18 protein-coding genes are annotated in these 21,664 nt (G+C 49.6%); 9 read left to right on the top strand and 9 right to left on the bottom strand.

Annotated elements, in window-relative coordinates; translation table 11 throughout:
- Positions 1-177 precede the first annotated feature (177 nt).
- Both HP568_RS10515 and HP568_RS10510 read left to right on the top strand, forming a co-directional pair.
- Positions 178-903: a response regulator transcription factor gene (locus tag HP568_RS10515; protein ID WP_048034438.1), complete on the top strand. Its 726-nt coding sequence runs from the start codon at positions 178-180 to the stop codon at positions 901-903.
- On the top strand, positions 893-2,656 hold the full coding sequence (locus HP568_RS10510) for a sensor histidine kinase (RefSeq protein WP_173629040.1): 1,764 nt from the start codon (positions 893-895) through the stop codon (positions 2,654-2,656). Before HP568_RS10515 ends, HP568_RS10510 begins: the two co-directional genes overlap by 11 nt.
- Positions 2,657-2,745: 89 nt before the next feature.
- On the opposite strand, the gene HP568_RS10505 is transcribed toward HP568_RS10510, so the two are convergent.
- Entirely contained in the window at positions 2,746-4,503 is a 1,758-nt protein-coding gene (locus tag HP568_RS10505; RefSeq protein ID WP_048034436.1) for a methyl-accepting chemotaxis protein, read from the bottom strand.
- Between the two features lie 239 nt (positions 4,504-4,742).
- Between HP568_RS10505 and lplA the strand changes: the two genes are divergently transcribed.
- The 3 genes from lplA to HP568_RS10490 all read left to right on the top strand — a co-directional run bounded on the left by lplA (position 4,743) and on the right by HP568_RS10490 (position 9,431).
- A complete protein-coding gene (lplA, locus tag HP568_RS10500) occupies positions 4,743-5,732 on the top strand; it encodes a lipoate--protein ligase (RefSeq protein WP_173629039.1) in 990 nt (329 codons plus the stop codon).
- A gap of 109 nt (positions 5,733-5,841) precedes the next feature.
- Positions 5,842-8,508: a toxin Cry1Ac domain D-VI-related protein gene (locus HP568_RS10495; protein ID WP_217366523.1), complete on the top strand. Its 2,667-nt coding sequence runs from the start codon at positions 5,842-5,844 to the stop codon at positions 8,506-8,508.
- A complete protein-coding gene (locus tag HP568_RS10490; protein WP_254551126.1) occupies positions 8,505-9,431 on the top strand; it encodes a GNAT family N-acetyltransferase in 927 nt (308 codons plus the stop codon). Before HP568_RS10495 ends, HP568_RS10490 begins: the two co-directional genes overlap by 4 nt.
- A 95-nt stretch (positions 9,432-9,526) precedes the next feature.
- Here HP568_RS10490 and HP568_RS10485 read toward each other — a convergent pair whose 3' ends face one another.
- A complete protein-coding gene (locus tag HP568_RS10485) occupies positions 9,527-10,498 on the bottom strand; it encodes a DMT family transporter (protein WP_173629038.1) in 972 nt (323 codons plus the stop codon).
- 137 nt (positions 10,499-10,635) lie between these two features.
- On the opposite strand from HP568_RS10485, the gene HP568_RS10480 reads away from it, so the two are divergent.
- The 3 genes from HP568_RS10480 (at position 10,636) to HP568_RS10470 (ending at position 13,782) form a co-directional block, all read left to right on the top strand.
- Entirely contained in the window at positions 10,636-11,496 is an 861-nt protein-coding gene (locus HP568_RS10480) for a LysR family transcriptional regulator (protein ID WP_048034431.1), read from the top strand.
- 106 nt (positions 11,497-11,602) lie between these two features.
- On the top strand, positions 11,603-12,382 hold the full coding sequence (locus tag HP568_RS10475; protein WP_173629037.1) for a helix-turn-helix domain-containing protein: 780 nt from the start codon (positions 11,603-11,605) through the stop codon (positions 12,380-12,382).
- 206 nt (positions 12,383-12,588) lie between these two features.
- The gene (locus tag HP568_RS10470; RefSeq protein ID WP_173629036.1) at positions 12,589-13,782 is read left to right on the top strand and encodes an MFS transporter; all 1,194 of its coding nucleotides are present in this window, start codon (positions 12,589-12,591) and stop codon (positions 13,780-13,782) included.
- On the opposite strand, the gene HP568_RS10465 is transcribed toward HP568_RS10470, so the two are convergent.
- Entirely contained in the window at positions 13,751-14,707 is a 957-nt protein-coding gene (locus HP568_RS10465) for a helix-turn-helix transcriptional regulator (protein WP_173629035.1), read from the bottom strand. The two genes, HP568_RS10470 and HP568_RS10465, sit on opposite strands and share 32 nt — an antisense overlap.
- 119 nt (positions 14,708-14,826) lie before the next feature.
- Between HP568_RS10465 and HP568_RS10460 the strand changes: the two genes are divergently transcribed.
- On the top strand, positions 14,827-15,702 hold the full coding sequence (locus tag HP568_RS10460) for an SDR family oxidoreductase (RefSeq protein WP_173629034.1): 876 nt from the start codon (positions 14,827-14,829) through the stop codon (positions 15,700-15,702).
- A 51-nt stretch (positions 15,703-15,753) separates the two neighbouring features.
- Here the strand turns inward: HP568_RS10460 and HP568_RS10455 are convergent, their stop codons facing one another.
- Genes HP568_RS10455 through HP568_RS10430 form a run of 6 tightly spaced genes read right to left on the bottom strand, consistent with a single transcriptional unit; the run spans position 15,754 to position 21,656 of the window.
- A complete protein-coding gene (locus tag HP568_RS10455) occupies positions 15,754-16,314 on the bottom strand; it encodes a hypothetical protein (RefSeq protein ID WP_048034426.1) in 561 nt (186 codons plus the stop codon).
- Between the two features lie 26 nt (positions 16,315-16,340).
- Complete coding sequence (locus HP568_RS10450) at positions 16,341-17,576, bottom strand: benzoate/H(+) symporter BenE family transporter (protein WP_048034425.1); 1,236 nt, start codon at positions 17,574-17,576, stop codon at positions 16,341-16,343.
- A gap of 35 nt (positions 17,577-17,611) precedes the next feature.
- Complete coding sequence (locus tag HP568_RS10445) at positions 17,612-19,048, bottom strand: sigma-54-dependent transcriptional regulator (RefSeq protein ID WP_173629033.1); 1,437 nt, start codon at positions 19,046-19,048, stop codon at positions 17,612-17,614.
- On the bottom strand, positions 19,017-20,330 hold the full coding sequence (locus tag HP568_RS10440; RefSeq protein WP_048034423.1) for a sensor histidine kinase: 1,314 nt from the start codon (positions 20,328-20,330) through the stop codon (positions 19,017-19,019). The genes HP568_RS10445 and HP568_RS10440 overlap by 32 nt, the downstream gene beginning before the upstream one ends.
- Positions 20,331-20,340: 10 nt before the next feature.
- A complete protein-coding gene (locus tag HP568_RS10435; protein WP_048034422.1) occupies positions 20,341-21,489 on the bottom strand; it encodes an iron-containing alcohol dehydrogenase in 1,149 nt (382 codons plus the stop codon).
- 20 nt (positions 21,490-21,509) lie between these two features.
- On the bottom strand, positions 21,510-21,656 hold the full coding sequence (locus tag HP568_RS10430) for a hypothetical protein (RefSeq protein ID WP_173629032.1): 147 nt from the start codon (positions 21,654-21,656) through the stop codon (positions 21,510-21,512).
- Positions 21,657-21,664 lie beyond the last annotated feature (8 nt).

The raw sequence follows: 21,664 nt of genomic DNA, 5'->3' as shown, positions 1-21,664 counted from the left end.
AAGCGCTAGCTCTATTATAGAAAGCGACTCTTATCGGACACGAAACGCTGGCTTACAGGATGCTTAATTCGAACGTACGCAAAATTATGATTCCGTTAAGGTTGTTGCGGACGCGCGCTGACACTACGCATGATAAAATGGAGGATAACGCAAAAGCGCAAAAGGAGCGAAGTGATCGTGAAAGATGCAGCTATCCTTCTCGTGGACGATGAGCAAGCCATCCTCCAATTGCTTGAGACCGTACTGCACAAAGAAGGATTCCACTCGATCGACAAGGTGAAAACGTCCGAGGAGGCGCTTTGTGCTTGCGAGCGAAAAAGCTATGACCTGATCGTCCTGGACGTAACGCTTCCGAACATGAGCGGCATAGAGGCTTGCCCATTCATCCGCCGTCTGACGGATGCGCCGATTTTGTTCTTGAGTGCAAGAGATACCGATTTTGACAAGCTGACCGGATTTGCCGTTGGCGGAGATGATTACGTGACGAAGCCGTTTAATCCGATGGAAATTGTCGCACGCATCAAGGCATTGCTTCGCCGTACGCGCAAACCGAACCCGGTCGTACCGACAGCACCCGTTCAAGGTGTCTATGATTTTGGTCGTTTTCAAGTCTATGAAGCAGCAGGGGAGCTCTGTGTGGAGGGGAAAGTCATTCCTTGTCCATCCCTTGTTTTCCAACTGTTGCTATTTTTGTGCAAAAATCCGAATCGGATATTTTCGAAAAGCGAGCTGTACGAACGAGTATGGGGCGTGAATAGCTTACGTGACGACAACACCATCATGGTACATATCCACCGGATTCGGGAGCGCATCGAGCCCGATCCAGCGCAGCCGGAGTTTTTGGTGAACGTCAGGGGACTCGGGTACAAAATGGTGAAAAAGGGCCTTCCTAATGAATATTAAGAGTAGAATCGCGCTCCATCTCATCATGTGGCTGGTGCTGGTTGGCCTCATTCTCTTTGTGCTAGCCGGGTTTACGTTATATTGGACACTGGAAGAAATGTCAAAAGTACAGTCCTCCCGTCAATTTGAAAGTGTCGGCTTGCAGAGGCTGATCCAGACCATTGAAGTAGAGGGAGAGGATGTCCGTTTTGACCCGACGCTGCTGGAGAAGGTGCGGGATAGCGGAGGGTGGCTTCAGCGGATTGATGAAAAGGGTTATGTCACCGACTCTTTCTTTACCCCGCCTGACGTACCCAGCTACTACGGTCCTGGTCAATTAACGGCTTATTGGCTACGAAAAAGCCCGTTTCCGTATCAGCTATCGCTATGGATACAGGAAAAAGACGGCGTGGTACACACCTTGCTGTATGGGATGACGAACCGCGATGACGACTTTTTGCAGCAGGCGATGAAGGAGGCTGATTTTAAAAATAACGAGATCGTGCTTCCTCCAAGCATCCAAAATCAATTGAAGAGTAAATCGGGGTGGGTGCAGCTCCTGGACCCGAAGGGAGAGGAGCTGGCTTCCTTCAATAAGCCTGCAAAAGCGATCAAGGATTTCTCGGTGGAAGAACTGGCGCTGCGCTCGATATACCCGGATCGCTACGGAGCAACAATCGTATCGCATTATGATCAAAACAGCGGACAAACCTGGGTGCTCAGTTTTCCGTTGCCAGGAACGACTCCCGGGGAAGAACCGCTTTTGACACCGGAAAGTAAGGCCCTTTTCATCGGGATGGGCGTGTTACTCTTGTCAGCGATGTTCGTCTTCGGGATTGTGTCCTACTTGTTCGGACAGCGATTTGGCGCACCGATTGTTCATGTTTTACGATGGCTGACCTTTCTGCGTGGAGGAAAGTACGAGGAGCCTGCCAATGCGGATGGTGTTCCGCTCAGCCAAGACAACCGAGGGAAGAGAAAGCGTAAATACCGTATCTACCAAGATGTGATTGACTCGATGGATTCCTTGTCGCAAACGCTTTCCCGCAACGAAAAGCTGCGTCAAGAAACAGAGCAATTGAGAAATGAGTGGATCGCCGGTGTTTCCCATGATCTAAAAACGCCGCTGTCCTCTGTCAAAGGCTACGCGCATCTGTTAGGAAATGCTGAGTATACGTGGACGACAGAAGAGGTACATACTTTCGCCAAAATTATTTTGGACAAGTCAGCGTATATGGAAGACTTGATCAACGATTTGGCGCTGACATATCGATTGAGGAACGGACAAGGTGCTCCTACAGTCGAACTCGTTGACCTGAATGGTTGCACAGCGGAAGCCATCACGGAAGCAGCAAAACATCCCTTGTACCCGGAAGGCTGCATCCGGTTTATCCCCTCTGCCGAACCTGTTTACATGCTCGTCTACAAGCCATGGTTTCAGCGAATCGTGGATAATCTGGTTGCCAATGCCTTGATTCACAACGAGAGCGGTACGATTGTGTCCATCAGTGTACAGGCAGTCGAGCCATCTTCAGTTGTGCTCATTTTTAGCGACAATGGAAGCGGGATGGATGAAGAAACAGCGGAACGACTTTTCGAGAGGTATTATCGTGGCACAGACACCGAGTCCCGCACGGAGGGCTCTGGCCTTGGGATGGTCATTACAAAAGCATTAGTGGAAGCGTTTGGTGGTTCAATCGAAGTGAAAACAGCTATCGGGCAGGGTACGACGATTGCGATTGCGTGGGAAGCGGAGCAACCGCCTCGGGCTTAAATAGGCTGATATGGAAAGGAAAAGACTGCGTTTGCGATGTCAGGGATGACCAGCAAAGGCAGCCTTTTTCGTTTGAGAGATGATCGTTGTTACACCTTAAATTGCTGAATGGATTCATGCAGCTCGTCCGCCATTTTTGACAGGGAAGCAGCAGAGGACGAAATTTCCTCCATAGAGGCTAATTGTTGTTCAGCGGCAGCCGAAATGTTTTGTGTTCCGAAAGCCGTTGTCTCCGCAGTGGTGGCAATCGCTTCAATGGAATGGACAGCTTGCTCTGCTCCGCTTGTCATATGATGAGTAGCAGTGGTAACTTGCTGAATCTGACGTGCTACTTCTGTCGTTCCAGACAAAATTTCCTGGAAGGCCTTGCTAGCTTCATGTACGACTTCGATTCCAGCCGAAACCTCAGATGTCGTCGTCTCCATCACGTATACGGCTTTGTTCGTATCGACCTGAATCGCGCTAATGAGGTCTTTAATCTGTTGAGTAGATTTTGCTGATTGCTCGGCCAAGATACGTACTTCATTGGCGACAACAGCAAATCCACGTCCATGCTCTCCAGCACGGGCAGCTTCGATCGCAGCGTTTAGCGCCAACAGGTTCGTTTGTTCGGCAATGGATGTGATGACCTCAACAATGTTGCTGATTTCTGAAGAGCGGTGACCAAGCATTTTGATTGATTCTGCCAACTCGAGAACAGTAGTGTTGATGGAATTCATTTGAGCGATGGCACCGCCAATCGCTTCATTGCCGCTTGAGACCAGCATGTTCGCTGTATCGACTGTCAGAGAGACTTGTTCGGAACTGGATGCAATTTGTTGCAGACGCGAGGACATGTCGTTGATCGTCTTGACCGTTCCATCGATCGTTTTGGACTGATCTTCTGCTCCGATGGCGATCTCTTGCATCGTGACGGCAATTTGCTCGGTTGCCTTGCTCGTCTGTTCTGCACTCGCCGTCAGCTCCTCAGAGGTAGAAGCGACGTGCAGAGAGCTGATGCGGACACGAGAGATGAGCTGGCGCAGATTCTCTGTCATATGGGTCACGTCATGTACCAATTGTCCGATTTCATCACGGTTTTTTACGACGATGTCTTTCCCGGACAGATCACCACCGGCAATTTCTTTCACGCGCTCGGCAACCAGAGCAATCGGCTTGGAAATGAACCCGGAGGCATACCACGAGACGACGAATCCGACGATCAAGGAGATTCCCAGCACGATCAGCAAATCAGACAGTACACTTTCAGCAGCGGCATTGAAGTCTTCCATGTAGCTGCTTGCGCTTACGATCCATCCCCAGTGAGGGTCTAGCTTGGAGTAGGCGATTTTCGGATAGAGAACATCTGGCTCCGTTGGCTTCGACCACTGATAGTATGTAAAGCCGCCACCTTCCTGACCACGCTTAATCATTTCTTGGGTAAAAAAGATACCATCAGGATCTTTTGCATCCCATTGATTCTTTCCCTCAATAGAAGGAGAGGCGAGCATGACACCTTTCTCATCCAGAACGAACATGTATCCACTAGCACCGGAATCGACATTTTTGTTAATCGAGCGGGTTCCATCTGATTGCTTAGGCCCGAGGATGTGAATTTTTACTTGCTCTTGCGCATCTTCTTTGCTGATTTTCCCAGCTTCGACCTGTTTCTGGAGAACATCAATCATTTCAATCGTCAAGTTCACGTTGTTTTTTAAGATGCGGCTGCCCAGGTCGTCCAAGCTGTAGCTCGCAGAATAATAGCCCTGAATTCCGATGTTAAGGCATGGAAGCGCCAATAGCAGGAGACATAACAGGACGAGCTTCGTACGTAGAGATCTTGAACGGGAGAACTTGGCTGTTTTCATAAAGAACACCTCGTTGATCCATAGTATTTCATCTAGAAAAGAAAACACCAAGATGATTGCCCCTAGACTTACGTCAATTATCGACAATATGAAAACGTTTTTATAGAGGATTTTCAAAAAATCTACAAAAAAATTAGAAAAGGAAAAAAGGCTTCCTGCATAGCTGATTCGAAAGCAATACAGACCAGCAGGAAATGGTATGATAGAAAGATAGAACGCTTACAGATGGAGGCTATCTAATGAAATTCATCGATAATCAAGGGATTACAGATCCGCGCATCAATTTGGCGATTGAGGAGTATGCTCTAAAGCATTTGCCCAACAGTGACGACTACTTGCTGTTTTATATCAATGAACCTTCTATTATTATCGGGAAAAACCAAAACACAATTGAAGAGATCAATGCGACCTATGTAGAGGAAAAGAACATTCACGTCGTTCGCAGACTGTCTGGCGGCGGTGCGGTTTATCACGATCTGGGCAATCTTAACTTCAGCTTTATTACGAATGATGACGGCGAGTCCTTCCACAATTTCCGCAAATTCACGGCTCCCGTTGTACAAGCCTTGAAAACATTAGGGGTAGAAGCAGAGCTGACTGGACGAAATGACATACAGGTCGGGGAACGGAAAATTTCTGGCAATGCGCAGTATTCGACCAAAGGACGTATGTTCAGCCACGGCACGCTGCTTTTTGATTCGGAGATGGAAAACGTCGTGTCTGCGCTGAAGGTAAACGCAGAGAAGATCCAGTCCAAGGGGATCAAATCCATTCGCAGCCGCGTCGCCAACATTTCGGAGTTTTTGGTGGATAAGATGACCATAGAAGAGTTCCGTCTGGCGGTTCTCCATTCAATTTTTGGAGAAGGAGAGATCGAAGAATACAAGCTGACTGACGAGGATTGGGAGAAAATCCACGAGCTTTCCCGTTCCCGTTATCAGACTTGGGAGTGGAACTACGGCAAATCACCGAAAAGCAATTACCGTCAATCCAAACGTTTCGATATCGGTACCGTGGAGATTCAGCTTGATATTGAAAAAGGCAAGATTAAAGAAGCGAAAATATACGGGGATTTCTTCGGTGTACGCGATGTAGCAGAGTTGGAAGCAGTGCTGCGAGATACGCCGTACGATCGCTCCTCTATTAGTGAGCGACTGGCTGATATCAATCTTCAGGAGTTTTTCGGTAAGCTGGATCAAGCTTCTTTTGTCGATCTGCTACTCGTTTAAAAAAGTACGTCAAAAACCTAACTTTTGTTAGGTTTTTTTCATTTCCTCCTCTGATAGCATTAGTTTGCATTGTTTTGTCATACAGAAGAAAAAGAGGGGGTATTTACATATGGGCAAACAGCAGCCAAAAGCCAAAACAATCTTAACTGCCGTTGTTTCCACTGGTTTTTTGCTTTCTTTTGTCGGCAATGCCTATGCAGCCGTGTCTTATCCGATTAAAGAAATCCAGACAATCGGGACAGCCAGTACGTCAGTAGCAGAAGACCAAACAGACGAGGAAGTACGAGAGGCATCAGAGGAAGTCGTAGAGGAAGAGAACCAGTCATGGGAGTCCTTGCTAGAGTCAGAGGGGCATACAGCGACTAACGGTTTTATTGCTTATCGACTGGAGACTGCTCCAGACAAGACACCTGCTGCAAAGGATTTCCGTTTGACGGCCGCTATAGATGATCAAAAGCCCACAAGGATCAAAATCAAAAGCTTTGTCTGGCTAGAGGAAGAGCAGCTTGTTTTGCTCAGTTTTTCACCGTTTCGTGCAGCAAAAAAAGAACAGACGGTTTCCCTGCGCTTGCAGTATGACGGTGAGGAAGAGGAATTTGAACCATTCGTGATCGCTGAGAAAGGGACAAAAGCAGAGCGAATCGAGCTGGTAGCGATGGCAAAAGATGCAGAGTTATCAACGGAAGATAAAACGGACAAGACAATGACACTGGTCGCGGTTGCTTGGGATGAGCATGACCGCATCGTCACAGGACGGGAGTTGATCTGGAGCTCTAGCAATAGACGAATTGCCTTCGTCAACTTTGAGGGCAAGGTAACAGCCAAGAAAGAAGGTTTAGTAGAAATTACGGCAAAAATGGACGATGCGGAAGCCGTCTTTGAGATAGCCATAGATGGAGCCGAGCTGCCTGATTTGCCCGCGCTTTCTGTCAGTGAGGCGGTGATAGAAGAGGCAGGAGCAAATGATGGCAGCATCACGGCAAAACAAACGCTTAAGCTGTCTAACGGCAAGTTCCTTGGCGAACTGTCTGCCGATGATATCGAGGTACATCATCTGCCTGATGGGCTTGATATTGAGGTCAACCAAGAGAGTGATGACGAGCTCACTATTTTGTTTACAGGACAGGCCAGAAAGCATTCAGTCGCAGACACTGTAAAAGAGGTCAGCTTCACGATCGACAAGCGAAACATCAAGCGCGCACAGAAAGATGTAACGAGTGACAGTTTTTCCATCCGTTTCAAAGACCCTGTCATTGTGATTCCATCCCCAATCGATCCCCCGCCGATCCCGGCTCTGTTAAAAGCGAAGAGAGCAGTCGAAGAGCTGTTTACGGATGGGAAGAAAGAAGAACTGCGGGCAGGAACGACCCAGAAACAGATTGATGATGCGAAGAAGCTGGTCGAGGGTCTGGACAATCGTGTCTCGGAAAAGCCAGGTCTGCTTGCCGATATCGGGAAAGCTCAAACACTCTTGGATAACGGAAAAAATCTGCTGGAGGAAGCGAAACAGGCTGTCGAGGGACTTTTTACGAACCCGGATATGACTGATTTGAAGCCTGATGTTACCCAAGAAACCATTGATGCTGCCAAAACGCTGGTGGAGAAGCTGGACGATCGCGTGTCGGAAAAGCCAGGTCTGCTTGCTCTTATTGGTAAGGCACAGGAGCAGTATGACGACATGCTCCTAGTCGGAGCAAAAAGAGCCGTTCGTGACCTGTTCGCTGATGAAAACCAGACAGCGCTAAAATCGGAAGTGACACAGAGCACTATCGATGCAGCGAAGGCGAAAGTGGAGAAACTAAAAGATGGCTCGGAGACAAAGGTATTGCTGCTAGCGGACATCCAAAAGGCACAGGAGCTATTGGATAACGGAAAAAATCTGCTGAAAGAAGCTCAACAAGCAGTCGAGGGGCTTTATACAACGAATGATATGATCGAACTGAGGCCCAAGGTCACTTTGGAAATGATCAATGCGGCTTATTCCAAGGTCGAGCTTCTAAGTGAAAGTCCAGAAAAAACACACTGGATGTCCTATGTAGCAAAAGCTCAAATATTGTTCAACAACCCACGCATAGATCGTTTGCCTGATGCCGAGATCGAGCTGCCGATTGCTCCGACCCATTCCCGTCAAGTTACGATTGCCGACAAATGGGAGCCAGCAATGGACAAAAGGGTATTGAGCGAATATCTTGAGGTATCTGTAAAAAACCAGCCTCTCTCGTACAAATACGACAACCAGTTGGATCGTTTTGTACTCAATGAAAAGGAGTACATCACGGTCGAGGTCGACGAGTCTTTGCTGGAAATGACCCATGGAGATTATGGAGTGACGATCAAGGCTAAACCAACGGTAACAGAAGATGACAACTCTTATGCAGTGTTCAAGCTGTATCGGGGTGCAGATTTGCTGGATACAGAGGAGATTAGTGTCGGCTTTGACGCTACCTACCCACAATTGTCTCCAGATGTCACCGAAGAGGGAACATCCTATACATTGTCGGCGTCAGAACCACTTCGTAATGACCCAAATCCCAATTTACGGTTGTTATTCTCACCTTCCGGGAAATTTGACGACAAGAGAGAGGTAACGGCGTATGCCAAATTCCAGGTGTCAGGAAACACCATTCGCGTAACGTTCCAGGATACGTTCTACAACACGTTCGGGTCTCTCATCACGGAACAGAGCAAGGTTTCCTTTGAACCAGGCTTCATGAGGGATAAGGCCGGGAATCTGATACAAGGGACAGCAACAGCATCTGTAAAACCCAAGCAATGAGTAAGCCAAAGTCCATCGAGGAGGTACGAACATTGCAACTAGAGGAACTGACTGCCAGCACTGCACGGGCGTATAAATCGTTGGTGCATCCCAAACACCTGGAGTTGCTGGAGCAGATCAACAGCTCATCTGTTTGGGGATTCGGGGCTTCTAACAATAATCAGCCTGCGGGCATCGTGTTGGGGCGATCCGCTGTAAACGAAGGACAGGCCAAGATCATCGAGCTTGTGGTAGCAGAGGGGCATCAACGGCGGGGAATGGGCATGAAGCTGCTGTGGTACGCTGAGCAAAAAATGAGAGAGCAAGGCATCAGCGATGGGCAGTTCGCTGGCTTCATCAAAGCACAAGATTTTTCATGGCTCTCCAAAATTGCGATCAGGGAAGGCTGGCAGTTGCCAAAGGTAAAAACCTATATGTACACACTGGGCACGATGCGGTTGGGGGAATGCCAGTGGGTGGAGAGGCTGGCGCTCCCCGAAGGTTTTACCCTCTTTCCATGGAAAGACCTGACACCAGCAGAGCGACTGGACATTGAACAGGGAGAAGGGCAATGGTACACGTCACTGTTGTCTCCGTTTTTTGAAGAAGGAAAATTCGATCCCGATTACAGTACAGGCTTGCGCTATCAGGGGAAAGTCATTGGCTGGGTGATCGTACAGCGAATGGCCGGTAATCTGCTTTTGTACAAAACGATGTTTGTCCAGGAAAAGTATCAGAAGCAGGCAAGAGGAATTACGCTGTTGATGAAAACCATTGCGCATGCCCAACCAGCGTTTCCCTTTGGTATGTGCTTTGTCGAGCATGACAACGAGCCAATGTTGCGGTTTATGGAAAGAAGATTGGGTCCGACGATTTTGCATCGGAAGCTCTGGATTGAAACGACGAAGGTACTAGTCGGACAATATTCGGATCACTTCTGTTAAAAATGTATGCTTGTCACGCAAGGGTAGCGGCGACCATGATAGAAAAAAGGATAGAGATTCAGGGCTTCCTGAATTTCTATCCTTCTTTTTTTAGACTACATGGACGGGACTTTTCTTCCGCTCGGTTGTTGCTTTGTGACGGAACGGTATTGTAGTTGCTTTCTTTGGAAGTGGTTGTTCCCGATCAGGGCAAGGATCACGAGCAAGGTGCCGCACAATTCGTAACGGCTGATCTCATAACCTTGAAACGCCATCATGGCAAAGGTCGTGATCGGAACCAGGTTGATAAACAAAATGCCGTTGAGCGGAGTGAGCAGCTTGATGCCTGCATTCCAGCTCAGAAGAGCTACAAAGCCGGGTAAAAGAACCATGAAGGCCATTTCGTACTTGATGGACATCACAGTCTCGACAGTAGGAACCGGAAGCCATTGAAAGAGTGAGGAAGTCGTGACAATGACGAAATTCACGCCTGTTCCCAAGAGACACGTCAACGTGGAGTAGCGAAGTATAGACCACGTGTGAAAACGCCCGCCGCCGATCGAGTAGACAACCCAACCCACGACACCGATGAAAATAAAGAACAACGGAATCAAATGCTCACTTGCTGTAGTAAAGAAGGTAAGATTGCCATTGGTAATAACAAGGACAGCTCCGACCAAAGCTACCAAAATCGTCGCCAACGTATAGTACGGCGGCAGCTTTCTAGTGGTAATGGACAAAATTACAATCGAGATCATCGGCATGAGCACTTCCATAATGGAAGCTGCAATCGTGCCTGGCTCTCCCATCAAATCCTGCCCGAGAAATACTCCCATATTGTAGACGGTAAACGCCATTGTTCCAAAAAACAGCAGAGACTTCCCGCGCCCTTCAAAACGAAAAGCAGATAAGCCTTCTTTTGCCCAGAGCAAACCGCACAAAATAATGGTTACGAAAAAATAGCGAAGAAATGAGAAGTAAAATGGATCGATCTCTTGCAGCGCGATGTGCGCAACTGGAAACATCGCCCCCCATGACATACTGGCCACCATGCAGAAAATAGACCCCAAAAGTAGTTGCTTGTTCATTATGCGATTTCTCCCTTTCAATCTGAAACTGACAAAGTTGACTTACCACATCATACTGGATGGAAATATGTTAGTATAATGATTGATAATAACTTTATGTATCATTTTCAGTGATAGATGAAAAGAGGGAGAGAAACGTGGAGATCAATGATTTGAAAATATTCCAGATGGTCGCCACATTGGGCAGTGTGAGCAAGACCGCAGCCGAGCTGAGCTACGTTCAGTCGAATGTGACGGCACGGATCAAGCTGCTGGAAAAAGAGCTGGGAACACCTTTGTTTTATCGCAACAAGCGAGGCATGACCTTAAATACAGAAGGGAAGCGCCTGCTCGAATATTCGCGAGAGATCATCAACAAATTCGAGGAAATGCAAAAGTACTTTCATCGGGCTTCCGAGCCGTCCGGGGTGCTGGAGGTTGGGATGGTCGAGACGATCAATGCCCTTCCGAGGTTGCTATCCTCGTATTGCAGCCAGTATCCGCATGTGGATATCTCTCTCAAGGCAGGTGTGACAGAGAATTTGCTACAAAAAGTATTGGATCTCGCGCTGGATGGAGCGTTCGTGAGTGGACCGATCAACCATCCTTTGATCGAGCAGGAGCAAGTGTTTCAAGAGGAACTGGTGTTAGTAACGAAAAACAGTTCCTTCACTGCCAGTGATATCACAGGGAAAGCGCTTTTGCTCTACAAAAAGGGCTGCGGATATCGAGAACGGTTAGAGACCTGGATGAAGGTAGAGGGCTTGATTCCGAAAAAAGTGATGGAATTCGGAACGTTTGAGACCATTATCGGGGGCGTAGCAGCGGGGATCGGCATTACCATTTTGCCGAAGTCGGCAGTACATCACTTGGTTGAGAGCGGAACAGTTCATATACATCGCATCCCGGAGCCTTATCATGAGGTGACAACCGTTTTTATTCGCAGAAAAGATTCATTTGTAACGAACACGATGCAAGCGTTTCTGAATGAAATCCGTTTGCAGAAAACGAAAGCGTAAGTGTTGCCAATTACTCCTTCCATCGTTCAGAAAAATATGGTAAATTTTATTTTAGAACAAACGTTCTGTATTTGGTTGTGAAGAAGAGGGAGGGGCAGCTCGATTGATGGACAGGTATACCGAAATTGACGAAGTGATCGCTTATATACATCGGCATTTAGACGAGCCTTTGCCACTTTCCCGGTTGGCGAATCATGTTGCGTATAGCCAGTATCATTTTGCGCGGATTTTTAAGGAAAGAATCGGTCTCCCGCCTCTTTATTACGTATCGACCATGCGACTCCAACGGGCAAAGGATTTACTGCTGCGCACGAACATGAGTGTTCGCGACATTGGTCTGGAAATTGGCCAGCAGAGCCTGGGCACGTTCTCTACCCGTTTTACGGAGCGTGTAGGGGTATCGCCTAGCGAATTTCGAGAAACGGCCCAGCTAGCGGAAGACCGTCTCCGTTCCTTGCAGCAGTTGACAGAGTGGAGTCGGTTACATCCGTCCCCGGAGCGGCCGATGACCATTGCAGGAACAATCGAGTCCACAGAGCCATTTCAAGGCGTCATTTTGATTGGATTGTTTGCCAAGCCGATACCAGAAGGTCTTCCTTTATACGGAACATTGCTGCCCTCGCTAGGCAATTTTTGTTTTACCAGTGTCAAACCGGGCACGTATTACTTGATGGCGACGTCTGTTGCCTGGGGAATGCAGGCGATGGATTTTCTCTTGCCGTACGAGACATTGCGCACACGTTCCAAGAAACCAATCATTGTCACATCAACTGCGATCGTCCCTCATCAGCAAGTTACTCTTCATGTGCCACATCCGGACGACCCTCCCATCTTGATTTCTCTTTCTTTGCTCATGAACAGATTCATTCAGCGGCTTCCTCAATAAGATCAATCATTCTTTGTTTCAAAATGGCAGTTCTACGAATCAGCGGACTGCCTTTTCGCCATGGTCTGGTTAGAATGGAGCTTCTTGGGAAAGCCTACTATCACAATAGTCGAACTTTTTTCCGCGAGCAGGATATTGGGTGAAAAAGCGAAATGATAACTAGGCGCGAATATCATGCGCAAAAGAAAGGAAAGCAGGGAACGAGAATGTCAAAGCCTTACAAAAAAGTTTTTTGGGCAGCCGGTTTTGGCTGGATGTTCGATGCTATGGATGTTGCACTTTTATCTTTTATTATGGTGGCATTACGACAGGAATGGGGTTTGACAGGGGAAGAGGCCGGGTTGCTCGGGACGGGCAATCTCGTCGGCATGGCAATTGGGGCGATTGCAGGTGGCTATTTGGCTGACCGAATTGGCCGCAAGCCAGTGTTTTTGCTGACCTTGGTCTTGTTTGGCTTGGCGAGCTTTGCGAGCGCTTTCGCAACTGGTTTTGCGACCATGCTGCTGTTCCGCTTCCTGATGGGACTCGGCTTGGGTGCCGAGCTGCCGGTAGCCTCGACGCTGGTAAATGAGTTTGCGCCACCGGAGAAGCGAGGAAGTACGGTTGTGCTGTTGGAGAGCTTTTGGGCGGTCGGTTGGATCGCGGCAGCCGTCATAGCGTATTTCATCATTCCGGACTACGGCTGGCGCGTGGCTGTCATGATCGGGGCGTTGCCCGTCGTGTATGCCTGGTTTGCTCGGAGGAGCATTCCTGAATCTCCGCAGTTTCAAAAGCGGGCTGAGAAGATTCCAGTTGGAAAGCTGTTGACGTCTCATCGCAAAGAGACGGTTACGCTGTGGGTCGTCTGGTTTGCAATTGCGTTCTCGTACTACGGCATGTTTTTATGGATGCCATCTGTTTTGGTCGATAAAGGCTTTACGATGATCAAAAGCTTCCAGTACGTACTGATCATGACGTTGGCCCAACTGCCAGGCTATTTCGCGGCAGCCTATCTCGTGGAAAAATGGGGACGGAAAGGGACACTGGCGACCTTCTTGTTCATGACTGGCGTGATGGCTTTCGCTTTTGGACAAAGCAGTGGCACTATGGAGCTGTTGGTGACGGGAGCCTTCTTGTCCTTCTTCAATCTGGGGGCCTGGGGTGCTTTGTACGCGTACACGCCGGAAAATTATCCGACACCACTGCGCGCTACCGGTTCTGGTATGGCATCTGGTGTCGGAAGAATCGGCAGTATTATCGCGCCGTATCTCGTCGGTTACTACTCGTCGCATCATTACAGCTACACGTTCATTTTTAGTGTATTTACCGCAGTGCTGATCGTGGGAGCAATCGTCCTGCTCATGTGCGGACGAGAAACGAAGGTGCTTGCTAATTCTGGACCTCGTACAGGCGAAGTATAGCCCGAGCTTGCTCTGCGACCTCACGTTTCAGCTCTTGCGGCTCCAACACTTGAATGTGCGGGCCAAAGCTGAGCACTAGCGAGCATGCTGACGCAAGTGTATGAAATTCAACCTCTGCTTCCATCCAGTCGTCTGTTGCGGCTTGGGTGGAAGCTATTTTTATATAACGCTCCTGTTTTACAGCAGGCAGCGTCTCTTTTTTGACGAGCAACCGCGCAGGATATCGCGGGAGACTGGACTTGAAGTCCAAGGTGGATTGTTCCCAATAGGAAGCGAGGTCGAAATCACTTGGACGGAGGAAGCCATCATCTAACAGCCGTGCATCCAACAGTCGTGAAATCCGGTACGTCCGCATGTCCTCGTCCACTTGCGCGACCAAATACCAGATGCTGCGCTTGGCGACGAGTCCGAGCGGGCAGACAATGCGCTCTACGGGCACATCCTCGCGCATGTAACGAATGAACAGCTTGCGGGAAAGCCATACGGCATCTTGAACCGTGGACAAGAACGGAAACGTCTCCGTAGATTCATGCCAGCCAGCCCCATCGATATGAAGGAGCTGGCGTACGTGGATGGCGTCCTGCTGAACGGTTTTTGGCAGCGCGGACAGCAGCTTGAGAAAAGCAGCTTCATAGTTTTCATGCAGTCCGAGATCATTCAACAAGGCAGCAGGGGACGCTACGAGCAGGGATTGCAGCTCATCTATTTTCATTCCAGTCAAATTACTGCGATACCCTTCTGCCAAAGCCCAGCCCCCATCTGCACCACGCAGGGCATAGACGGGAACGCCTGACGCACTCAAAGCTTCCATATCACGATGAACGGTTCGCCCGGACACCTCCAGCCTTTCTGCTAATTGCTTGGAAGTCATGCGACCGTGGTTTTGCAAGAGCAATAAGATCGTAAGAAGTCGATCTGCCCGCATAAAAAGCCCTCCTAGAAGTAAATACAATTTTACTTTGATTGTATCGTAACGAATATGACAGCGGTTGTCATATTTACTTCGTTATTCTTGATGCATGAATCGAGAAGGAGGCATTACAAATGAAACCATTACAAGGCAAAGTAGCGGTGGTAGCAGGCGGCACAAGAGGAGCAGGACGGGGGATTGCCGTCAGTCTGGGAGAAGCAGGGGCGACGGTATATGTGACGGGACGTACGGTGCGTGGTCAGCACTCTGATATGGCGCGACAGGAGACGATTGAAGAGACAGCAGAGCTCGTGACGGCAAGCGGCGGAATCGGTATCGCTGTGCGAGTCGATCATACGCAGGAAGAAGAGGTTAAAGCGTTCTTTGAGCGAGTAAAAGCGGAGCAAAATGGACAGCTCGATCTTTTGGTCAATGACATCTGGGGCGGAGATCCGTTGACTCACTGGGGGACGCCGTTCTGGGAGCAGCCATTGGCAGACGGCCTTTTGATGCAAGAGCGAGCCATTCATACGCATATGATCACCAGTCACTATGCGGTTCCACTCATGGTGGCGAAGAAAAAAGGGCTGATCATCGAGATTACAGACGGAATCGACTATCGGTACCGCGGCAATCTGTACTACAGCTTGGCAAAAATCTCGACGATTCATCTCGCTGCGTCGATGGCAGAGGACCTGCGCTCACATGGGGTTACCGCGTTGGCTTTAACACCGGGCTTCCTGCGCTCTGAAGCGATGCTCGATCTTTTTGGCGTGACAGAAGAGACGTGGAGAGAGGCAGTGAAGCAAGATAAGCACTTCATTATGTCGGAAACACCTACGTACATCGGTCGGGCAGTGGTTGCGCTGGCTTCGGACCCGGCTGTCGCAGAAAAAACAGGGAAAGCGGTCAGTACATGGGGCTTGTCGGACGAGTATCCTTTTACGGATCGAGACGGCAGTCGCCCGCATTGGGGACATTACGCCGAGGAACAAGGGTTTTACCGCTAGTTTCAGGGAACAGACAAAACGGCTCCTCAGATTCATTCGAGGAGCCGTTTCTTAGATTGCATCCAGTACATCCTCTTCCGTAATAGAGGGAATCTCGTCTGACACAAACACGTTCTTATACTCGGTGCCGCTGTCCCCACCGGTCGCTTTAAATAACTGATTAGGAGTGTTTGGAAACCATCTCACTTGACCAGCCTCTTCAACATAACCTCCGTTGAGAAACAGAAGATACTCACCTTCTGGAATTTCAGTCTGCTTATGATCCGTAATCGGAGCGATCTCTTTATCTTTAGCAGGTTGAAAACCTACGATGCGATACAGCTTGATTGTATCCCCCGCTTCAATCGGGTGCTCGGTGAGGTTTTGATACACGTTGTCGACGGCTACTTCATACACGTAGAGTACGAGAAATTCGGTTTTTTCTTCTTTGTATACTTTGGGAACGGTGCCTTTCAAAATAACCATGGCGTCTTGGGTGATTTCTTCTGTGGATGAAAAAGTTTTCGATAGCGCAAAACCACTTGAGGAGTGTGTGGATTCCTTCGTCGTGCAAGCAGAGCCGGCCATTAAAAGGAAAGCTGAAAGAGTGATGACACCAAACCATTTTTTCACGGGACTCTCTCCTCATGTTCAGGCAGCTATGCCAACGGCTGCGTATTCTTCTTTTTCACAAACCAGCTTTTCACATTGCCATTCAAAATCAGATGGGTGACTACCCCCGCAATCAAGCCCCAGAAAGCAGCACCGATTCCGCCAATGGAGATGCCGGAAATCGTCACGAGAAACGTAACCAAGGCGCATTCGCGTTCCTTCGCTTCGCTCATCGCCTGTGCGAGGCTGGAACTGAGCGAGGCAAACAGAGCCAAGCCCGCAATGACGGCGATCAACTCTTTGGGCAAAGCAGCGAACACCGAAGCCATCGTAGCGCCAAACATCCCGAAGAGTAAGTAAAAGCCCCCGCAGGCAATTCCGGCAATGTAGCGCTTGGTATGATCCGGATGAGCTTCTTTTCCCGTGCAAATCGCCGCCGTAATTGCCGCGAGATTGATGCCTGGTGAACCAAAAGGAGCGAGCAAAAGCGACGCGATGCCAGTAGTCGTAACGAGTGGTCCAGCAGGTGTATCGTACCCGTCTGCTTTTAAGACGCTAATTCCTGGGGCGTTCTGAGAGGCAAGCGCGACGATGCACAATGGAATCCCCAGGCCGATGATCGTATCGAGAGAGAACGTCGGCATCGTAAAGACGGGCTGGACGAGGGACATCTGGACATTGTCCATTTGCAAACGTCCCAAAAGAAAGGCGACAACCAAGCCAACCAAAAGCGTAAGCACGACAGCATACCGTGGTGACCAGCGTTTGGCGAACAGATAGCAAAAGATCATCGGCAGAGCCAAGGCGGGCAGGTGCTGCATGGAGACAAAGACTTCTACGCCAAAAGACAGGAGAATCCCCGCGAGCATGGCGGTCGTAATCGACTGCGGGACGTATTTCATCAAGACGGAAAACAAACCGGAAACACCGACGAGCGTAATGACCACGGCTGAAAAAATATACGCGCCAATCGCGTCGGGGAAGGAGTATACTGTCAAGCTGGTGACTAACAGAACTGCCCCCGGCGTCGACCAAGCCGTGATGATCGGGGTGCGAAACCAGATGCTGAGCACAATGCACGTCAAGCCGCTCCCAATCGAGATGGCCCAAATCCAAGAGGCGAGGACTGCATCGCTGAGTCCGGCACCTTTGGCAGCTTGAAAGACGATCAGCAATGGTCCTGCATAGGAGACCATCGTGGCGATGAGTCCAACAATAACGGCAGATAGAGAGAAGTCAGCAGGGATTTTTTTCAAGGTCGAGAAAGGTTTTTCGGGAACCACGACGTGAATGCCTCCTAGATGCGCCAATGCAGACGTTATGCTTTTTCGTTCAAAATGTAACGAATCGTCCGTTTGGTGATGTTTAATTTTTTGCTTAAAAGCTGCCTGTTTCCATTCGTTTCGGTCAAGCCCTTTTCGATAATCGTTCGCCCGATCTCGCCTTCGAGCTGTTTAACCCGCTTGATCAAATAATCGAAGTCGATCCCGTCTACAGAGGTGACAAGGCGGCCGATCGTATCGACAAAGCGCTCGCATTCGTGATCGATGACTTGTTCTATTCGTTTGGGGGCAGTGGATGGATGCACCTGTACTGTGCGGCTTCGCAAATTCGCTGGCAAATGCTCGGCACGCAGTCGTTCGCATTCGTGCAACGCGATGGTTTGATTCAGTACGTTGATCAGTTGGCGGACGTTGCCCGGCCAATCATAGCGCTGCAAGAGCTCGATGGCATCCTGATCGATTTCGCATGGCCCTCCACTGCGCTTTTGCAGGTAGTAGTGCGCGATTGTGGGGATATCCGAAATCCGTTCGCGAAGAGGAGGAATCGACAGCTTGATCCCCTCCAGACGATACAACAGGTCACTGCGGAAACGATTCATCCCGACTTCATGCTCCAGATCGCGGTTGGTGGCAGAAATAAAGCGAATATTGCTCTGACCGATCTGCTCGCCACCGACGCGCATGAACTCTCCCGTCTCTAGCGTACGCAAGAGCTTCACTTGGATGGAAGGGGGAGCCTCCCCGATCTCGTCAAGAAACAGCGTTCCGTTATGTGCCAGCTCGAACAAGCCTTTGCGAGATTTGAGCGCTCCGGTAAAAGCACCCTTTTCATAGCCGAATAGCTCACTTTCCAGCAAGGATTCCGGCACCGCCCCGCAGTTAAAAGCAACAAAAGGCTGCTGGGCGCGATTGCTCGCTCCGTGGAGAAAACGGGCCATCAGTTCCTTGCCAGTACCTGTTTCGCCTTCAATAAGCACATGGATCGCCTTTTTTGCTAATTTTTTGGCAATTGCGCATACATTGGCCATCGGACTGTCAGATGAATACACGATACCATATTGGGCGGCTTCTTGGGATAGGTGATCGCTTTGTTTGCTGGAAGAAGAGAGCACTGCGTCGATGACTTGCTCCAGACTGTCCAGATCGTCGAACGGCTTCTCCAAGTAATCGCGCGCGCCCCATTGCATTGCTGTCACAGCCGATTTAATCGTACTGTAGCCTGTCATGATCAAGACTTCGCAGGCGGGAAATACTGCCTTGATCTGTTTGAGCAGCGTCAATCCGTCGGCATCTGGCAGCTTCAGGTCCACAAGTGCAGCGTGAAAGCCGGCAGAATCCGAGTGAAGCAGCCGTTCCACATCCTTGCCAGAATTGGCGACGACGATATCGCAGTCTTTTTTCTTGAGGAAATAGGTGAAAAAGGTAGTCACTTCTGTTTCATCATCCACGATCAAAATCTGTTTTTTCTCCATCGTTGTCCTCCTCGTCAGCTAACAGTGGCAAAAGCATCGTAAACTTGCTGTACTCTCCCTCCACGCTTTCGGCATACAGCTTCCCGCCGTGCGCTTCTGCAATTCCAAGACTGACGGAAAGCCCGAGACCTGTCCCTTTTGTCCGTTCCTTCGTCGAGAAGAAGGGCTGAAAAATTTGCGAAAGCTGTTCTTCACAAATGCCTGTGCCGTTATCGTAGACGGATAAGCCCACGTAAGAGCTATTCTCCTCTTGTACGAGGAAGGAACGGATGACAATGAGTGGTGATTCCCCGCCTGCCACAGCGTCTCGTGCATTTAACAGGAGATTGATCACAATTTGCTCGATCTGATGACGACTTCCATGAAACAGCAGAGGAGGCTCGGACATTTCCCGGGTTATGGTCAAGCCGGAAACAGATAGCTGGTAGCCAATCAGCCCCAGTACGTCCTCTACGACCTCGTCAATAGAGGTGGTGGAAAACAAGTATTCTTCCTGCCGCGAGAAGGTGAGCAGGTTTTGAATGATCTTTTTGCAGCGCACCCCGCATTGATAGATGTCTTTCATCAAGGGAGCCTCTGGGGCATCTGTCATCTCGCGCATGAGCAATTGAGAGTTTCCGAGGATGGCCGTGAGCGGACTGTTCAGCTCATGGGCAATGCCGGCAGCCATCTCGCCAATCGCCGCCATTTTTGCGGATTGAATCAGTTGGGCTTCGATTTTGATCTTTTCATTCACGTCTTGAAAAAGCAGGCTGTTTTCTACGACGACGCCGACATGGCTGGCGACGAGCTGGATCAATTCGGCTTCGTCCCGATCTGCTAGCTGCTTTGTTTGGCGTAAGAGCGTCAAAAAACCAAAGCTCTGATTCAACTGACTGCGCAACGGAACAGAGGTGGCGTGATGCTCAGGCAGCACTTCGGCAAGGGTAAGATGCACCTGCCCGGTGAGCACAGGGGCTTCCACAGAAACGGTCTGTGTCAGCGTATGGCACTGCCAATCTCCGTCAGTCCACTTGGCAAGATAGGAGGAGAGCATGCCTCCCTTCACGATAGTCAAGGCAAAATGCTCGAACACAAGAATTTGCGAGAGCTGTGCAGCGATATAACTGGTGGTTTGTTGCCAGGTGGCGTTGATTTGGATTTGTGTGAGCTGGTTTATGACGGCGAGCTGCTTGTTTTTCTTTTTCATCTCCTCGATTAGATAGACGAGCTCACTGTAATAGCTTTTTCGCGAGGATTGAATCCCGGTCAATTTTTCCAAAATTTCTTGTTTGGTATGCATGGCGAACCTCCTACAAGGCTTGGCGAAACAACGTCGCGACATCGTGGACGGTCATGTCGCGGGGATTGGTCGTCATGCACACGTCCAGTACGGCGAGAGAACTGAGCAGGTCGATTTGCTCTGGATGCAGCCCGATGGCCGACAACGATTGGGGCACCTCGAGATCGCTTACCAGCTCCTTGACTGCTTTGAGTGTGAGACGAGAGGCGGCATGTGTGCTCAAGCCCGCCGTGTTTTCACCGAGACATTCTGCGATTTGCCTGTATTTTTCCGGTGCCGCGATGTAGTTGTACTCGAGTACGTGGGGGAGCAGAATGGCATTCACCTCGCCATGCGGAGCGTCGAGGAAACCCCCGAGCTGATGGGACATGGCATGCACAGCACCGAGTATGGCGTTGGAAAAAGCGATCCCGGCTTGAAGACTCGCCATGGCCATCGCTTGCTTGGCCTCGGTATTGTATTGACTGGCGACAGAGGGGCGCAAATGCTTGGCGATGAGACGCATGGCTTGCAGCGAATGCACCTCGGTAAGCGGTGTTGCGGCGAGCGAAATATACGATTCAATGGCATGTGTCAACACATCTATGCCTGTATTGGCAGTGAGCAGCTTGTCCTTGGTCATCAAGGTTTGCGGATCGATGATGGCGATATCGGGTATGAGCGACTTGGAGATGATCGCCATCTTCACCTTGCGTGCACTGTCTACAATGATGGAAAATTGCGAAACCTCCGAACCGGAACCGGCTGTCGTCGGTACCATCACCATGGGAGGAAGGGGATGTTGGATATTGTCGACGCCTTCGTATTGGACGATGCTGCCCTCGTTGGTAGCCAACAGCGCGATTGCCTTGGCTGCATCGATCGCACTGCCTCCACCTACACCGAGAATGGCATTGCATTCCTTGGCGCGATATTCTGCAATCCCGGCATGAATCTCATAATCTTTCGGATTGGCTGTCACGTTGGTCCATAAATGGTAATCGAGTTTTTGCTGCTGCAAGTAAGAGATGATCCGCTCGATCCAGCCTGCGTTTGCGACACCAGGATCACTGACAAGAAAGACGCGAGAAGCTCCCAATCGGCGTAAGCTTTCCCCTACCTGTCCGAGAGACTGGTTCCCGAAAATAATTTCCGGTGTCATGAACTTGGATATTTGCATGCGTTCGCCCCCTTTTTCTACTACGTAGTAATACCGCAGGCAAGGATGAATACCCTTTTTCGGCCAAAAGGTTGGCAAGTGGGCCGTTTTTTCGGCTCATGTGCCGCCATATCGGCTGCTTCGAAGAAAGGAAGCGGCCAGATGATTGGATTTTTAAGCGCTTTCATGTTGGCAT

Source organism: Brevibacillus sp. MS2.2, from assembly GCF_013284345.1.
GTDB lineage: Bacteria > Bacillota > Bacilli > Brevibacillales > Brevibacillaceae > Brevibacillus > Brevibacillus brevis_C.
This window is presented reverse-complemented; position numbering and strand designations above follow the sequence as displayed.

Coding starts and splice junctions, on each gene's coding strand:
- HP568_RS10485 (WP_173629038.1), bottom strand. CDS start 10,498: ATGAACAAGCAACTACTTTTGGGGTCTATTTTCTGCATGGTGGCCAGT.
- HP568_RS10440 (WP_048034423.1), bottom strand. CDS start 20,330: ATGCATACCAAACAAGAAATTTTGGAAAAATTGACCGGGATTCAATCC.
- HP568_RS10470 (WP_173629036.1), top strand. CDS start 12,589: ATGTCAAAGCCTTACAAAAAAGTTTTTTGGGCAGCCGGTTTTGGCTGG.
- HP568_RS10510 (WP_173629040.1), top strand. CDS start 893: ATGAATATTAAGAGTAGAATCGCGCTCCATCTCATCATGTGGCTGGTG.
- HP568_RS10445 (WP_173629033.1), bottom strand. CDS start 19,048: ATGGAGAAAAAACAGATTTTGATCGTGGATGATGAAACAGAAGTGACT.
- HP568_RS10460 (WP_173629034.1), top strand. CDS start 14,827: ATGAAACCATTACAAGGCAAAGTAGCGGTGGTAGCAGGCGGCACAAGA.
- HP568_RS10490 (WP_254551126.1), top strand. CDS start 8,505: ATGAGTAAGCCAAAGTCCATCGAGGAGGTACGAACATTGCAACTAGAG.
- HP568_RS10430 (WP_173629032.1), bottom strand. CDS start 21,656: ATGAAAGCGCTTAAAAATCCAATCATCTGGCCGCTTCCTTTCTTCGAA.
- HP568_RS10495 (WP_217366523.1), top strand. CDS start 5,842: ATGGGCAAACAGCAGCCAAAAGCCAAAACAATCTTAACTGCCGTTGTT.
- HP568_RS10465 (WP_173629035.1), bottom strand. CDS start 14,707: ATGCGGGCAGATCGACTTCTTACGATCTTATTGCTCTTGCAAAACCAC.
- HP568_RS10435 (WP_048034422.1), bottom strand. CDS start 21,489: ATGCAAATATCCAAGTTCATGACACCGGAAATTATTTTCGGGAACCAG.
- HP568_RS10505 (WP_048034436.1), bottom strand. CDS start 4,503: ATGAAAACAGCCAAGTTCTCCCGTTCAAGATCTCTACGTACGAAGCTC.
- HP568_RS10475 (WP_173629037.1), top strand. CDS start 11,603: ATGGACAGGTATACCGAAATTGACGAAGTGATCGCTTATATACATCGG.
- lplA (WP_173629039.1), top strand. CDS start 4,743: ATGAAATTCATCGATAATCAAGGGATTACAGATCCGCGCATCAATTTG.